Raw genomic sequence first — 15,012 nt, forward strand, 5'->3', positions numbered from 1 at the left:
GCGGCCGCTCCTGTCAGTCCTGCTGGCGCAGGAGCCAGACCAGCAGGGCCTTCTGCGCGTGGAGCCGGTTCTCGGCCTCGTCCCACACGACGCTCTGCGGACCGTCGATCACCTCGCCGTCGACCTCGTAGCCGCGGTCGGCCGGAAGGCAGTGGATGAAGATCGCGTCGCCCTGCGCCAGCGACATGAGCTCCTGCGTGACCTTGTAGGCGCCCAGGTCGCGCAGTCGCGCGAGCTTCTCCTCCTCCTTGCCCATCGACACCCACGTGTCGGTGACGATGACGTCGGCCCCCGCCGCCGCCTCGTTCGGGTCGGTGAAGAGCGTGACAGAGCCGCCCGTCTCGGCGGCGCGACGATCCGCGGCGGCGATCACGTCGTCGCGCGGCGCGTAGTCCTCGGGTGACGCGACGCGCACGTGCATGCCGGCGGTGACGCCCGCGAGCACGTACGAGTGCGCCATGTTCGAGCGTCCGTCGCCGAAGAACGCGAGCGTGAGCCCCTTCAGGTCGCCCTTGTGCTCGCGGATCGTGAGCAGGTCGGCGAGCAGCTGGCACGGGTGGAAGTCGTCGCTCAGCGCGTTGACGACCGGCACGCGCGTTCCGCGGGCCATCTCCTCGAGGCCCGCCTGCGCGTAGGTGCGCCACACGATCGCGGCCACCTGCCGCTCGAGCACGCGCGCCGTGTCGGCGGGCGTCTCCTTGCCGCCGAGCTGGCTGTTGGCCGTCGAGATGACCAGGGGCGAGCCGCCCAGGTCGGCGATGCCGACCGCGAACGACACGCGCGTGCGCGTCGAGGACTTGTCGAAGATCACCGCGACCGTCTGGGGGCCGGCGAGGGGCTTGAGCTTCCAGCGATCCTTCTTGAGCGCGACGGCGAGATCGAGGATCTCGTCCTGCTCGGCCGGCGTGAGGTCGTCGTCACGGAGCAGGTGGCGGGTCACGCGGTCACCCCCTCGGGGTCGGTCGCGGCAACCGCCGTGTCGGCGTCGAGCAGTACAGCCGACTCCACCGTCGCGAGCGCCGCGGCGAACAGCTCGGCGAACTCGCGGATCTCCTCGTCGCCGATCGTCAGCGGCGGCGCGATGCGGATCGTCTCGTCGTTGACGGGATTCACGATGAGGCCGTGCTGCTGCGCGGCCGCGGCGACGGCCCCTGCGACGGCGTGGGTGAGGCGGATGCCGATGAGAAGGCCCTGGCCGTGGCATCCGCTCACCAGCGGCGAGCCGATCGCGTCGACCGCCTGGCGCAGCTCGACGCCGCGCTGCACCGCGTTGTCGACGAGCCCGGCGGACTCGATCTCGGCGAGGACCGCGTCGGAGACCGCCGTGGCGAGGGCGTTGCCGCCGAACGTCGAGCCGTGGCTGCCCGGGAAGAAAAGATCGCCCGCGGCGCCGAACGTGATCAGCGCGCCGATCGGGAAGCCGCCGCCGATCCCCTTCGCAACCGTGATCGCGTCGGGAGTGATGCCGTCGTGCTGGAAGGCGAACCACGCTCCGGTGCGGCCGGCGCCCGTCTGGATCTCGTCGAGGATCAGGAGCGCGCCGTGCTTCTCGGTGAGCTCTCGCGCGGCCTTCAGGTAGCCGTCGGGGAGCTCGACGACGCCCGCCTCGCCCTTGATCGGCTCGACGAACAGGGCGGCGACGCGGTCGTCCATCTCGGCCTCGAGCGCCTCGAGGGTCGAGTCGATGTGCTCGACGCCCGCGACCATCGGCAGGAACGGCTCCTGCATCGCGGGCTTTCCGGTGAGCGCGAGCGTGCCCATCGTGCGGCCGTGGAACGCGTTGCGCAGCGACAGGATGCGCGGCCGCTTCGAACCGCCGTGGAGGCGCGCGAGCTTGAACGCGGCCTCGTTCGCCTCGGCGCCGGAGTTGCCGAAGTACACGCGACCCGAGGGTCCGGTGCCGGCGAGGCGCTTGAGGCGAGCGGCGAGCGCGAGCTGCGGCGGCGTCGCGAAGTAGTTCGAGACGTGGGCGAGGTTCGCGGCCTGCTTCGACACGGCGTCGACGAACACGGGGTGCGCGTGCCCGAGCGACGTGACCGCGACGCCGGCGAGGAAGTCGAGGTAGCGTCGGCCCTCGTCATCCCACACGTGCGCGCCCTCGCCGCGCACTATGAGTGCGAGCCGGTCCCCCGCGTTGCGCAGGAGGTCGCGCCCCGCGTCCTCCTGCCAGGCCGCCTTGTCGCTGTCGGTCACCCTGCCACCACCTCTGTTCCGATTCCCTTGCTGGTGAAGATCTCCACGAGCACCGAGTGCGGCACTCGCCCGTCGATGATCGCGGCGGTCTCCACGCCGCCCTCGACCGCGTCGAGGCACGCCTGCATCTTCGGGATCATGCCGGACTCGAGCCGCGGCAGCATCGCGCGCAGCTCGTCGGCGGTCAGGTGCGACACGAGCGAGTCGCGGTCGGGCCAGTCGGCGTACAGGCCCGGCACGTCGGTGAGCACGACGAGTTTCGCGGCGCCGAGTGCGACCGCGAGGGCGGCGGCCGCGGCATCCGCGTTCACGTTCAAGGAGTGGCCCGGGTTGTCGAGGTCCGGAGCGATGCTCGAGACCACCGGGATGCGGTCTGCGGCGAGGTGGTCGAGCACGGGTTGCGGGTCGACCTGCACGACGTCACCCACGCGTCCGAGGTCGTGCTCCACGCCGTCGACGACGACACCGCGGCGGCGGCCTCCGAACAGGCCCGCGTCCTCGCCCGAGAGCCCGGTCGCGAACGGCCCGTGCGCGTTGATCTTCGACACGAGCTGCGGGTTGATCTGGCCCGTCAGCACCATGCGCACGACCGAGATCGCCTCGGTGCTCGTGACGCGGTAGCCGCCCTTGAACTCGCTCGGGATCGCCAGCCGGTCGAGCATCGACGAGATCTGCGGCCCACCCCCGTGGACGACCACAGGCTTGACGCCGACGTACCGCAGGTAGGCGATGTCGGCCGCGAACGCGTCCTGCAGCTCGTCGCTGATCATCGCGTTCCCGCCGTACTTGATCACGATGACCTGGTCGCGGAAGCGCCGCAGCCACGGCAGCGACTCGATGAGCGTCGCTGCCTTGGCGGATGCCTCGGCCGGGTCGGTGTCCTGCAGATCGGTCATGAGGAGTAGGCGCTGTTCTCGTGCACGTAATCGTGGGTCAGGTCGTTCGTGCGGATCGTCGCCGACGCGGGTCCGGTCTTGAGGTCGATGAGCACGTCGGTCGCGCGGGGAGTGAGATCCACCTCTTCGCGAGGCCGGTCGGGGCCGCCGGCGGTGCACACGCGTACGCCGTTCATCCACACGTCGACGTCGTACGGGTCGAACGCGGCGTCCGTCGTGCCGATCGCCGCAAGGACGCGGCCCCAGTTCGGGTCGTTGCCGAAGATCGCCGCCTTGAACAGGTTGTTGCGGGCGACGGAGCGTCCGACGACGACCGCCTCGTGCTCCGACGCGGCGTTCGTCACCCGGATCGTGATGTCGTGGCTCGCGCCTTCGGCGTCGGCCTGCAGCTGGGCCGCGAGGTCGTCGCACACCTCGGTGAGCAGCGCGCGGAACTTCTCCTGGGAGGGCGTGACGCCGCTCGCGCCGCTCGCCATGAGGGTCACCTGGTCGTTCGTCGACATGCAGCCGTCGGAGTCGAGGCGGTCGAACGTGACGCGCGCCGCGGCGCGCAGGTGGGCGTCGGCTTCGTCGGACGTGAGCACGGCGTCGGTGGTGAGGACAACGAGCATCGTCGCCAGTCCCGGCGCGAGCATGCCCGCGCCCTTGGCCATTCCGCCGATCGTCCAGCCGTCTTGCGAGCGCTCGGAGCGCTTCGGCCGCGAGTCGGTCGTCATGATGGCCTCGGATGCCGCGACCCCGCCGTCGTCCGAAAGGCTCGCGATCGCCCGCTCGGTGCCCTCGAGCACCTTCTGGCGGAAGACCTCGTCGCCCGTGCCGATGAGCCCCGTCGAGCACACGAGGACGTCGCCCGGGCTCACGCCGAGCAGCTCCGCCGCCTTCTCGGCGGTCTGGTGCGTCGTCTGGAACCCGAAGGACCCCGTGAAGCAGTTCGCGCCTCCGGAGTTCAGGACGATCGCCTCGACGACGCCGTCCTGGATCGCCTGCTGCGACCACAGGATGGGGTTCGCCTTGGCGCGGTTGCTCGTGAAGACGGCCGCGCCGGCCTTGAGCGGTCCGCGGTTGACGACGACCGCCACATCCGACCTGCCGGTCGACTTCAGCCCGGCGGCGACGCCCGCCGCCTCGAAGCCCATCGCTGCGGTGACGCTCACGGCGCGACTCCGTTCACGGTGAGGGCGCGGTCCTCGGAAAGGCCCAGCGCGATGTTCATCGATTGGACGGCGGCGCCCGCCGTGCCCTTCACGAGGTTGTCGACGGCGGTCACGACCACGACGCGGTTCGCGGCACGGTCGATCGCCAGCCCCATGAGCGCGGTGTTGGCGCCGAGCACATCGGCTGTGCGCGGGAACGACCCCTCCGGCAGCAGCTGCACGAACGTCTCGTCGCCGTACGCCGCCTCCCACGCGCCGCGGATGTCGGCATCCGTCGCCCCCGGCGCGATCGGCGCGGACGACGTCGCGAGGATCCCGCGCGCCATCGGCACGAGGACGGGAGTGAACGAGATGCGGATGCCCTCATCACCGGTCGCTGAGCGAGAGGAGCGAGACGAAGCGTCAGCATCCGTCACCCGCGCCGCCGCGAGCGCCTGCCGGATCTCGGGGATGTGGCGGTGCACGCCGCCGACCGCGTACGGGTTCGCCGTGCCGAGCAGCTCGCTTCCGAGCAGATGCGGCTTGAGGCTCTTGCCCGCGCCGGACGGGCCGACCGCGAGTACGCTCACGATGTCGGACGGGTCGATGACACCCGCCGCGACGCCCGGCGCGAGCGACAGGCTCACGGTCGATGCGTTGCAGCCCGGAGCCGCGATGCGGGTCGCCCCCACGAGCCGTTCGCGCTGCTTGCCGCCGCGGAACGGGAGCTCGGGCACACCGTACGTCCACGGATCGTGGAAGGAACCGCCGTAGAAGCGATCCCAATCCGCGACCGACTCGAGCCGGTGATCGGCGCCCGCGTCGATGATGAGCGGCACGTCGCCGAGGGCGTCCGTGTACTGACCGGATTGGCCGTGCGGCAGCGCGAGGAACACGATGTCGTGGCCCGCGAGGATCTCGGGGGTCGTCTCCTGCAGCTCGAGGTGAGCGAGCGAACGCAGGTGCGGCTGGTGCTCGATGAGGGGCTGGCCGGCGTTCGAATGCGCCGTGACGGTGCGGATCTCGATATCGGGGTGCGCGGCCAGAAGGCGGAGGATCTCGCCTCCCGCATAGCCGGATGCGCCGGATACGGCGACCGAATAGGTCATGCTTCAACCTTATTGTCTGCGGATCGGGGCCAGAGACGGGCGACTCCCGCAGATGCCCGCCGAGCGGGCGCGACGCGGGGTCGCCTAGAGTCGGCGAGGCAGACGTCGGCGCGCGGGGACGGCGCTCGTGAAGAGCGTCTCAAGACCCCGGTTCGCCGAAAGCATGGGCCGACGATAGCGGGCGTGGCGCGGCATCCGCAAATCGTGACCGGGCGTCAGCCGGAGAGCTCGGCGATCAGCGCGAGCTCGTCGGCGCGGGACAGGCCCGACTGCCGTTCGCGGTCGAGGCCGCGGGCGCGTTCGTCGTCGAGCGTGCGGGCCAGCGTCTCGGTGACGGGGCGCAGCGTTCCCCCGGTCGAGCGGTAGACGGCGTTCGTGCGCGTCGAGTGGCCGGGCATGTCGGCGGGCAGCCACAATGGCAGCGAGCGCGGTCCCATCCAGTGGTCGACCTCATGCGCGGCGAGCCACTCGGGATCGGCCGTCACGAGCTCGCCGCTGTGCCCCGCGGCCCGCCGCGCGAGTTCGACGAACTCGGTGAACGGCATCGGATCGCCCGTCGCGTTGGCGGTGCCGCTCCACCTGCCTCGACCGACCGCGACGATATAGGCGGCGAGGTCGTCGACGTCGATGACCTGCGCCATGAGGCCCCTGGCCGCCGGCACGAGCGCGGGCTCCTCCCCCGCGAGCGCGAAGCGCGAGACCCAGTACCCGAACCGATCTGTCGGGTCGCCGGGGCCGACGATGAGTCCCGCGCGCACGATGGCCGCGCGGTCGCCGACGGCGGAGCGGACGGATGCCTCGGCCGCCACCTTCTCGCGGCTGTAGTCGTACTCGTCGCCGGGCTCGGCCGGCTCGGCCAGCGGCGCGGACTCGTCGGCGCCGACCGCCGTGGCGTCGGCGTACACCGAGATCGTGGAGACGTACGTCCAGTGCTTCGTGCGCGGACCGAGCGCCTGCACAGCCGCTGCGACGTGCTCGGCGCGCGACGAGATGTCGACGATCTCGTCCCACTCGCGCTCCGCGACCGCCGCGTACGGATAGGGCTCGGCGCGATCCGCCACGACGAGCTCAGCACCCTCGGGCGCCGGTCGCGCGCCGCGCGCGAGGCACGTCACGCTCGCACCCGCCTCGAGCCAGCGACGGGCGACCCATCCGCTCAGCCAGCCGGTTCCGCCGAGGATGAGAACGTTCGTCATGGGCTCATCCCAGCAGAGGCGGCGCGGCGGCGGCATCGTTTCCGCTCAGGGCGGAACCTCCGGCAGGAACGCGGGGCCCGATCAGGAGGGGAAGGCCTTGATGCGCGCGAGCAGGTCGGGGCCCGTGCGCTCGAGCGTGCGCCCGCCCACGAGGACACCGCCGACGATGATGCCCGCGCCGACGACGAGGGCGACGACGAGCGCGATCCACCCGAGCAGCGCCGACGACATCAGCGTCGAGACGATCGCGAGCACGATGGCGGGCGCGGACAGCGCGATCGTCAGGCCGAGCACGAGGAACACGAGCAGGCCGTTGACGAACGTCTGGCCGGGCACGGTCTTGAACGGGCTGTCGCCGGCGGCCGGCACCGGGACGACGATGAGCGCGGACGAGACGGCCGAGACGCCGTAGCCGCCGAGCAGGATCGCGAGGGCGGCCGCGAGCACCGCCGGGAGCTGACCCCACGTGCCCGCGATCGCCGTCGTCACGGTCGACACGAAGATGACGGCCGGAACCCCGACGGATGCGGCGCCCACGAGCCTTCCCCAGCGATCCGCCCGGCCGCTGACGCCCGTCGACAGCACCGACGCGAACGCCGTGCCGTCGTACGAGATGTCGGCGTAGCCCGCGATCGACAGGATCAGCGCGACCATGAGCGGTGACGCGGTGAACAGCCAGCCGTCGAGCCCGGTCGTGAACGCGAAGAGCACGGGGAACAGCGGGACGAAGATGAGCTGGCGCAGATAGCGCGGATCGCGAAGCCACGCCGTGAGCGAGCGGGCCCAGGTCGCGCCGATTCCGCCCGTGGGCATGACGGAGAAGAAGCCGAGACGGCCCGGCGCGACGGTGCGGGCGGTCTCACGCGGCGGAGCGGTGACGGATGCCTCGAGCGCCCGCGCCCACAGGAGCCAGAGGACGACGAGCGTGGCCCCCGCGATGACGAACTTGGCGAGGGCCGTGAGCCAGTCCCCTGCCGCGGCATCTCCGGGAACGGCCCACGCGGCGCCGATCGGCGTCCATCCGAGCACGGCGGCGGCCTGCGCGAAACGGCCGAGCACATCGCCGGCGGCATCGAGCAGCGCGATGATCCCCGTGATGATCGGGCCGGTCATGATCACGATGCCCAGTACGATCGTGCCGAAGATCTCGCGACCCCGCCGGTGGCCTCCCAGGCCGGACGACAGCGTCGTCACGAGGCGGCTCGCCACGACGCAGGTGAGCACTCCGAGCGCCGCCGACGGAAGCGCGATCGCGGCCGCCGCCGGCCACCGCAGCCACAGCACGACGGTCGCGAGCCCCGCGATGCTCGAGGCGATCCCCGGGATGCCGGTGAGGCCCGTGGCAGCCAGCGCGAGCATGATCTGCCGTGTCGTCAGCGGGAACGGGGCGAGTCGCCGGGCGTCGACCGTGGACTCCGTTCCTGCCACGAGCACCGGGCCGAGAGACCAGCCCAGGATCAGTGCCGACCCGGCGAGCACGGCGACTGCGCGCGCGACGTCGAGCCCCTGGAGCGTGCTCAGTGCGATGAGCCCGGCGACCACCGCGACGAGCGCCCACAGCGCCCACAGCAGTCCGATGCAGAATCCGACGAGCTGCCACGGGCGACGGGCGAGCGTGTTGCCGAGGACGCGGTAGCGGAGCCTCAGGACTGTCGCAACCACTGCGGTCCCTCCGACACGTGGCGGCCTCCGACGAGCGACAGGAACCGCTCCTGCAGGGTCTGGCCGGCGCGGACCTCCTCGACCGTGCCCGCCGCGAGCACTCGCCCCTCGGCGATGACGGCGACGTGGTCGCACATGCGCTGGACGAGGTCCATCGAGTGGCTCGAGACGATCACCGTGCCGCCGGACGCGGTGTAGCCGCGCAGCACGTCCTCGATGTTCGCCGCCGACACGGGGTCGACCGATTCGAACGGCTCGTCGAGCACGAGCAGCCGCGGCGCGTTGACGAGCGCGCAGGCGAGCGCGATCTTCTTGGTCATGCCGGCCGAGTAGTCGGCGACGATCGTTCCCGCCGCCTCCTGCAGCCCCATGAGCTCGAGCAGGTCGGCCACGCGCCCCGCGATCTCGGGGCGCGGTATTCCGAACATCATCGCGGTGTACGTGATGAGCTGCTCGCCGGTCAGCCGGTCGAACAGCTGCACGCCGTCGGCGAGATTGCCGATGATGCGCTTGGCCTCGACCGGATGCTCCCACACGTCGATCCCGTGCACCCACGCTCTTCCGGCGTCGGGCCGCAGCAGGCCGGTCGCCATCGACAGCGTGGTCGTCTTGCCGGCGCCGTTCGGGCCGACGAGCCCGAAGAACGAACCCGTGGGAACAACGAGATCGAGGCCCGCGACCGCGACCTTGGGACCGAAGCTCTTGACGAGGCCCGCCAGCTGGAGGGCGGGAGCGGTTGTGAGGCTCATCACCCTCGACCCTAATGCGTGTGGGACACGCGGATCCCGCGTCAGACGTGCTCGCGGAGGAACGCGAGTACGCGCCGCCACGCGTCGGCGGCGGCATCCACGTCGTATCGCGGACCGGTGTCGTTGAAGAACGCGTGCCCGGCCTGGGGGTAGACGACGCTCTCGAACGAGACACCCGCGTCGGCCATCGCCTTCGTCACGTCGGGGAGCGCGTCGATGAGCGCGGGGTCGTGCCGCCCGTAGAGGGCGAGGACGGGCGACGTGATGTTCGCGATCCGGTCGGACCGGGGCGCGGTGCCGTAGAACGGGACGGCGGCACGGATGCGGTCGTCGGCCGCCGCGAGCGCGAAGGCGTACGTGCCGCCGAAGCAGAACCCGGTCACGGCGACGCGCTCGCCGACGCCGGGCTCCTCGACGAGGCGATCGACGGTCGCGCGCAAAGCCGCGACGGCCCATTTCGCGTAGTCGGGCGCATGCGCGGCGGACATCGCCTCGCGCATGCGGGGCTGGGTCGCGGCCTTCGCCTCCTCGTCGGCGCCGGTCCGGATCGCGAACAGCTCCGCCCCGAGTGCCGGCTCCACTCCCGCGTGGCTCAGGATGTCGGGTGCCGCCACGAGCCACCCCTCGGCGGCGTAGCGGTCGGCGACGTCCTTGATGTGGTCGACGAGGCCCCAGATCTCGTGGATGAGCACGAGCCCGCCCACCGGCTCTCCCGGAGGGCGCGCGAGGTACACGTCGAACGGCTCGCCGTGGGCTTCGAGGGTGATCGTCTCGGACATGACGCCACGCTACCCCCGTCTGCACCCGTTACTCGCGGAGCGAGGCTCCGAACCGCTCGGCTGCGAGCGCGACGCCCGCGAGCTTCGCCTCGCTCGCCTCGGCCGCCGTGAGCGTGCGGTCGGGCGCGCGGAAGCGCAGCGCGAACGTGAGGCTCTTCGTGCCGTCGAGAAGCCCCTGGCCGCGGTAGTCGTCGACGAGCCGCAGCGACTCGAGCAGATCTCCCGATCCCTCGGCGAGCGCGTCGCGCACCTCGGCCGCCGGCACGTCGGCGCCCACGACGAGCGACACGTCCTGCGTGGCGGCCGGGAAGCCCGACAGCGATGACGCGACGACGCGCTCGCCCGAGAGCGAGAGCACGAGGTCGAGGTCGAGCTCGGCCACGATCACACGACCGGGAAGGTCGGATGCCTCGGCGACCGCCGGCAGCAGTTCGCCGACGTAGCCCACCTCGGCGCCGTCGACCGACAGCACGCCCGTGCGCCCCGGGTGCAGCGCCGCGCGCTCCCCCTGCTCGACGACGACTGAAACCCCGGCCGCCGCGGCGATCGTGCGGACGGCGTCGAGCGCGTCGGCCAGCTCGGCCGCCACAGCCGGCTGACCGGGTTGCTTCGCGACGAGGTTGCCCGCCAGGAGCACCGCGACGTGACGGCGCTGCGGGGGGATCGACGCGTCGAGCTCGGCGAGGGTCGCGGCATCCGGTCGCACGGCCAGCGGCGGGATGAAGGAGGTGCCGTACGCCACACCGGGCTCGGGCAGGAACACGCTCCCGGTCTCGAAGAGCGCGAGGTCGGTGAAGCCGCGCGAGACGTTGCGGTGCGCGACCTGAAGCAGGCCCGGCACGAGCGAACGGCGCAGGAACGGCGCCTGCCCGTCGAGGGGGTTGGCGAGACGGATGCTCGGCAGGTGCCCGCCCGACGCGGAGCCGTGCAGGTCGTTCTGCTCCTCGGTCGTGAACGGGAACGACGGCGTCTCGACGAAGCCCGCCGCGGCGAGCGCGTTCGCCACGCGACGGCGGCCCTGCTGCGCCGGCGTCAGGCCGCGGCCCGACGGCGGAAGCGGCAGCACCGACGGGATCTGGTCGTATCCCTCGATGCGGGCGACCTCTTCCGCGAGCGTCCACTTGTCGGTGAGGTCGGGGCGCCAGGTCGGCGACACGACCGTCCAGCCGTCCGAGGTCGTCGTGACGTCGCATCCGATGAGGCGAAGCGCGCCCGCGATCTGCTCCGCCGCGTAGTCGACGCCGATGAGGCCCGACACGAAGCCGGCGGGAAGGCCGATCGTCGTGCGCTCGATCTCGGCCAAGAGCGCGCCGCCGTACGCGGGATCGAGGGTTCCGCCCGCGTACTCGACCATGAGGTCGGCGACGCGGCGGGCTGCGACGAACGGGATCGCCGGGTCGACGCCGCGCTCGAAGCGCCGCGACGCCTCGCTGGGCAGCTTGTGCCGACGTGCGGTGCGCGCGATCGACACGGTGTCGAAGATCGCCGCCTCGATGAGGACGTTGCGCGTGGCATCCGACATCTCGGTCGTCCCACCGCCCATGACGCCGGCGAGGCCGATCGGACCCGAGTCGTCGGTGATGAGCAGGTCTTCCGCATTGAGCGTGCGCAGCTGGCCGTCGAGCGTCTCGAGCTTCTCGCCCGCGTGCGCGCGACGCACCGTGATGCCGCCTTGCAGCTTGTCGAGGTCGTAGCCGTGGATCGGGTTGCCGAGCTCGAGCATCACGTAGTTGGTGATGTCGATGAGGATTCCGAGAGAGCGGATGCCGGCGAGCCCGAGCCGCGCGACCATCCACGGCGGGGTGGGCTTGGTGGGGTCGACGTCGCGCACGACGCGGACGACGAACTCGGATGCGCCGACCCGCCCGCGGATCGGGTGTTCGTCGTCCACCGCGATCGGGAAGCCGGAGCCCGGGGCGAGGTCGTCGGAGGCGTAGCGCGCCGCGGGGTCGCGGAACTCCGCGCCGGTCGCGTGCGAGTACTCGCGCGCGACGCCGCGGATCGAGAGCGCGTAGCCGCGGTCGGGCGTGACGTTGATGTCGATCGCGACGTCGTCGAGGCCGAGCAGCGCGACCGCGTCGGTGCCGACGGGCGCGTCGACGCCGAGCTCGACGAGGCGCAGGATGCCGGAGTGCTCGCTGCCGAGGCCGAGCTCCTTCGCCGATGCGATCATGCCGTCGGAGACGTGTCCGTAGGTCTTGCGCGCCGCGATCGGGAACGGGCCGGGAAGCACCGACCCGGGCAGCGTCACGACGACCTTGTCGCCCACGAAGAAGTTGCGCGCACCGCACACGACGCCGTGCACCGCGGGTCCGCCGTCGGCCGCGGTCTCTCCGTCCGGCGCGACCTGCACGTGGCACCAGCGGATCGTCTTGCCGTTCGACTGCGGCTCCTCGACGAAGTCGAGCACCTCGCCGACGACGATCGGACCCTGGAGCTCGAAGCGGTGGACGTCCTCCTCCTCGAATCCGACCGACACGAGCGCCGCGAGGACGTCCTCGGCCGTGGCATCGGCCGGAACGTCCACATACTGACGCAGCCACGAAAGCGGGACGCGCATCACACCACCATCCCGAACTGCTCACTGAAACGGACGTCGCCCTCGGCCATGTCGCGCATGTCCTGCACGTCGCTGCGGAACATGAGCGTGCGCTCGATGCCCATGCCGAACGCGAAGCCGGAGTACTCCTCGGGGTCGATGCCCGCCGCGCGCAGCACGTTCGGGTTGACCATGCCGCAGCCGCCCCACTCGATCCACCGAGCGCCGCCCTTGAAGGTCGGGTGCCACAGGTCGAGCTCCGCGGACGGCTCCGTGAAGGGGAAGAAGTTCGCGCGGAACCGGGTCTTCGCCTCGGGGCCGAACAGCACGCGCGCCGCGTGGTCGAGCGTGCCCTTGAGGTGGGCCATCGTGATGCCCTTGTCGACGACGAGCCCCTCGAACTGCGTGAACACGGGCAGGTGCGTCGCGTCGAACTCGTCGGTGCGGTACACACGCCCGGGGCACAGCACATAGATCGGGAGGTCGCGCTCGAGCATCGAGCGCACCTGCACGGGGCTCGTGTGCGTGCGCATCACGAGGTGGCGCGCGATCGGGTCGACGTAGAACGTGTCCTGCTCCTGGCGCGCGGGGTGGTCCTCGTCGAAGTTGAGCGCGTCGAAGTTGAACCACTCGTGCTCGAGCTCGGGGCCTTCCGCGATCTCCCACCCCATGCCGACGAAGATGTCGGCGACTTCTTCTTGAAGAAGGGAGATCGGATGCCGCGCACCCACGCGCGCGCGGCTCGGGAGCGCCGTGATGTCGACGCGCTCCGCCTCGAGGCGGGCGGCCGTCTCGGCCTCGATGACCTCCTGCTCGCGCGTCGCGAATGCCTGGGTCACCCGGCCGCGCGCCTGCCCGACGAGCTTGCCGAACTCGGCCTTCTTCTCGGGCGGGACGTCGCGCAGGCGCGCGCTGAGCTTCGCGAGCGGCGAGCCCTCGCCGGCGTGCGCGGCGCGTGCGGCCTTGAGGGAGGCGGAGTCGGATGCCGCGGCGATCGCGTCGAGCGCGGCCTGGACTGCACTCTCGACCGCCTCAGGGCTGATCTGCGCCGGAGCGGCGACGGAGTTCTCGGGTGCGTGGGACACGAGTACCGAGTCTACCGACGGCGGCGAGTGCGCCTCGCGCGCCCCGCTCTCGCTCAGAGGCCCTGTGCGTCGTACTTGCCCGCGCCCTTCTGCATCGCGATGAGCTCGGTGTCGGTGACCTCCTGCGTCGGCTGGTTCGCGCCCGCGACGCGGGGCGTGCGGGCCGAGCTGCGAAGGCGCCGTTCGACGAGCGTCGCGATCGCGGACAGGATCAGACACAGGCCGATGTAGATCGCACCCACGATGATCGTGGCGGGCACGATCGGCGAGCCGAGCGTCGACTGCGACCCGATGAAGCGCGCGTAGAACAGCAGCTCGGGGTACGTGATGATGAAGCCCAGCGCCGTATCCTTCAGGGTCACGACGAGCTGCGCGATGATCACCGGCAGCATCGCCCGGATCGCCTGGGGAAGGAGGATCAGGCGCATGACGCCCGCCTTGCGCAGTCCGATCGCGTACCCGGCCTCGCTCTGGCCGCGCGGCAGCGACTCGACGCCGGCCCGGATGACCTCGGCGAGCACCGACCCGTTGTACGCGATGAGCGCGATCACGACCGCCCAGTACGGATCCATGCGGATGCCGAGCACAGGCAGGCCGTAGTACAGCAGGAACATGAAGATCAGGACGGGGATCGCGCGCAGCACCTCGACGAGCGATCCGGCCGGCCAGCGCATCCACCGGTGCAGCGAGAGGCGCCCGAGCGCGAGGATGAAGCCGAGCGCGAGAGCGCCGACCGCGGCGACAGCGAACGCGCTCAACGTGCGCAGCGTCGCGAGCCCGATCTGGATCCACACGTTCGTGTAGGTGAAGGCGGCCCACTTCTCGGCGGAGAACTGCCCCGTGACGGCCAGCCGCCAGACGAAGAATCCGATGATCCCGGCGACGACGAGGATCGTGATGACACCGAGGATGCGGTTGCGGACGATCGCCCGCGGGCCGGGGACGTCGTACAGGACCGACGAGCTCATCGCGTCACCTTCCATCGGTTCTCGAGAGCTCGCTGCGCCCACGAGAGCAGCAGCACCAGCACGACGAAGATGAACATGACCCACAGGATCACGAGGAACTGGTTCTCACCCCGCTCGCTCATGTAGCTGCGGATCGAGCCGAGGTTCACGACCGAGAAGCCGGCCGCCACCGTCGTGTTCTTGAGGAGCGCGATGAACACGCTCATCATCGGCGGGATGACCGAGCGGAACGCCTGCGGCATCACGACCTGGCTCATCACCTGCCCGAACGTGAGCCCGAGAGCGCGTGCGGCCTCGGCCTGCCCGACCGGCACGGTGTTGATGCCCGATCGGATCGTCTCGGCGACATAGGTCGCCGTGTAGATGCCGAGGGCGAAGATCGCGAGCGTGAGCGACACCGGCGCGGTGAGCCGTAGCCCGAGCAGCGGCGGCAGTGCGAAGGCGAACGCGAAGAACACGAGCGTGAGCGGAGTGTTGCGGATCGTGTTGACATACGCGGTGCCGACCGCGCGGGCGACGGGGATGGGCGACACGCGCATGGCCCCGACGATCGTGCCGAGGATGAGCGCCAGCAATCCGCCTGCGATGAACAGTATGAGCGTGCCGATCAGGGTCTCCTGCCAGAGATCCAGATTGTCGGTGATGACGCCCACTCGCGCTCCCCTCTCCTTCTCGGTTCAGTCGCCGGTGCGGCGCCTGAGAG

The 15,012-nt window shown here is 71.1% G+C and carries 13 protein-coding genes; all 13 read right to left on the reverse strand.

Annotation, left to right across the window (positions count from 1 at the left end; genetic code table 11):
* Positions 1-13 precede the first annotated feature (13 nt).
* On the reverse strand, positions 14-940 hold the full coding sequence (gene argF, locus BJ991_RS13815; protein ID WP_179490881.1) for an ornithine carbamoyltransferase: 927 nt from the start codon (positions 938-940) through the stop codon (positions 14-16).
* The gene (locus BJ991_RS13820; RefSeq protein ID WP_179490883.1) at positions 937-2,193 is read right to left on the reverse strand and encodes an acetylornithine transaminase; all 1,257 of its coding nucleotides are present in this window, start codon (positions 2,191-2,193) and stop codon (positions 937-939) included. Before BJ991_RS13820 ends, argF begins: the two co-directional genes overlap by 4 nt.
* Positions 2,190-3,089: an acetylglutamate kinase gene (argB, locus tag BJ991_RS13825; protein WP_179490885.1), complete on the reverse strand. Its 900-nt coding sequence runs from the start codon at positions 3,087-3,089 to the stop codon at positions 2,190-2,192. Before argB ends, BJ991_RS13820 begins: the two co-directional genes overlap by 4 nt.
* Positions 3,086-4,243 (reverse strand): bifunctional glutamate N-acetyltransferase/amino-acid acetyltransferase ArgJ, encoded by a 1,158-nt coding sequence (gene argJ / locus BJ991_RS13830; protein WP_179490887.1) that lies wholly within the window; start codon positions 4,241-4,243, stop codon positions 3,086-3,088. Before argJ ends, argB begins: the two co-directional genes overlap by 4 nt.
* On the reverse strand, positions 4,240-5,331 hold the full coding sequence (gene argC / locus BJ991_RS13835; RefSeq protein ID WP_179490889.1) for an N-acetyl-gamma-glutamyl-phosphate reductase: 1,092 nt from the start codon (positions 5,329-5,331) through the stop codon (positions 4,240-4,242). The genes argJ and argC overlap by 4 nt, the downstream gene beginning before the upstream one ends.
* A gap of 215 nt (positions 5,332-5,546) precedes the next feature.
* The gene (locus tag BJ991_RS13840; RefSeq protein ID WP_179490891.1) at positions 5,547-6,527 is read right to left on the reverse strand and encodes an NAD-dependent epimerase/dehydratase family protein; all 981 of its coding nucleotides are present in this window, start codon (positions 6,525-6,527) and stop codon (positions 5,547-5,549) included.
* Positions 6,528-6,608: 81 nt separating this feature from the next.
* Positions 6,609-8,189 carry a hypothetical protein gene (locus tag BJ991_RS13845; RefSeq protein WP_179490893.1) on the reverse strand — a complete coding sequence of 527 codons (1,581 nt, stop codon included), beginning with the start codon at positions 8,187-8,189 and terminating at the stop codon, positions 6,609-6,611.
* Positions 8,171-8,938, reverse strand: a complete 768-nt coding sequence (locus tag BJ991_RS13850; RefSeq protein ID WP_179490895.1) for an ABC transporter ATP-binding protein — start codon at positions 8,936-8,938, stop codon at positions 8,171-8,173. Before BJ991_RS13850 ends, BJ991_RS13845 begins: the two co-directional genes overlap by 19 nt.
* 41 nt (positions 8,939-8,979) lie before the next feature.
* Entirely contained in the window at positions 8,980-9,717 is a 738-nt protein-coding gene (locus BJ991_RS13855) for a dienelactone hydrolase family protein (RefSeq protein ID WP_179490897.1), read from the reverse strand.
* A gap of 28 nt (positions 9,718-9,745) precedes the next feature.
* The gene (gene pheT / locus BJ991_RS13860) at positions 9,746-12,277 is read right to left on the reverse strand and encodes a phenylalanine--tRNA ligase subunit beta (RefSeq protein ID WP_179490899.1); all 2,532 of its coding nucleotides are present in this window, start codon (positions 12,275-12,277) and stop codon (positions 9,746-9,748) included.
* Positions 12,277-13,341, reverse strand: coding sequence for a phenylalanine--tRNA ligase subunit alpha (gene pheS / locus BJ991_RS13865; RefSeq protein WP_179490901.1), 1,065 nt, complete (start codon positions 13,339-13,341; stop codon positions 12,277-12,279). The genes pheT and pheS overlap by 1 nt, the downstream gene beginning before the upstream one ends.
* 53 nt (positions 13,342-13,394) lie before the next feature.
* On the reverse strand, positions 13,395-14,309 hold the full coding sequence (locus BJ991_RS13870; RefSeq protein ID WP_246301103.1) for an amino acid ABC transporter permease: 915 nt from the start codon (positions 14,307-14,309) through the stop codon (positions 13,395-13,397).
* On the reverse strand, positions 14,306-14,962 hold the full coding sequence (locus BJ991_RS13875) for an ABC transporter permease subunit (RefSeq protein ID WP_179490905.1): 657 nt from the start codon (positions 14,960-14,962) through the stop codon (positions 14,306-14,308). The genes BJ991_RS13870 and BJ991_RS13875 overlap by 4 nt, the downstream gene beginning before the upstream one ends.
* Between the last annotated feature and the right edge of the window lie 50 nt (positions 14,963-15,012).

Origin of the sequence: Microbacterium immunditiarum, assembly GCF_013409785.1 — a bacterium.
Lineage (GTDB): Bacteria > Actinomycetota > Actinomycetes > Actinomycetales > Microbacteriaceae > Microbacterium > Microbacterium immunditiarum.

Bases quoted from the DNA above. Each gene is read 5' to 3' on its own strand.
- argB (WP_179490885.1), bottom strand. From the start codon at position 3,089: ATGACCGATCTGCAGGACACCGACCCGGCCGAGGCATCCGCCAAGGCA.
- pheT (WP_179490899.1), bottom strand. From the start codon at position 12,277: ATGCGCGTCCCGCTTTCGTGGCTGCGTCAGTATGTGGACGTTCCGGCC.
- BJ991_RS13840 (WP_179490891.1), bottom strand. From the start codon at position 6,527: ATGACGAACGTTCTCATCCTCGGCGGAACCGGCTGGCTGAGCGGATGG.
- BJ991_RS13870 (WP_246301103.1), bottom strand. From the start codon at position 14,309: ATGAGCTCGTCGGTCCTGTACGACGTCCCCGGCCCGCGGGCGATCGTC.
- argC (WP_179490889.1), bottom strand. From the start codon at position 5,331: ATGACCTATTCGGTCGCCGTATCCGGCGCATCCGGCTATGCGGGAGGC.
- BJ991_RS13850 (WP_179490895.1), bottom strand. From the start codon at position 8,938: ATGAGCCTCACAACCGCTCCCGCCCTCCAGCTGGCGGGCCTCGTCAAG.
- BJ991_RS13855 (WP_179490897.1), bottom strand. From the start codon at position 9,717: ATGTCCGAGACGATCACCCTCGAAGCCCACGGCGAGCCGTTCGACGTG.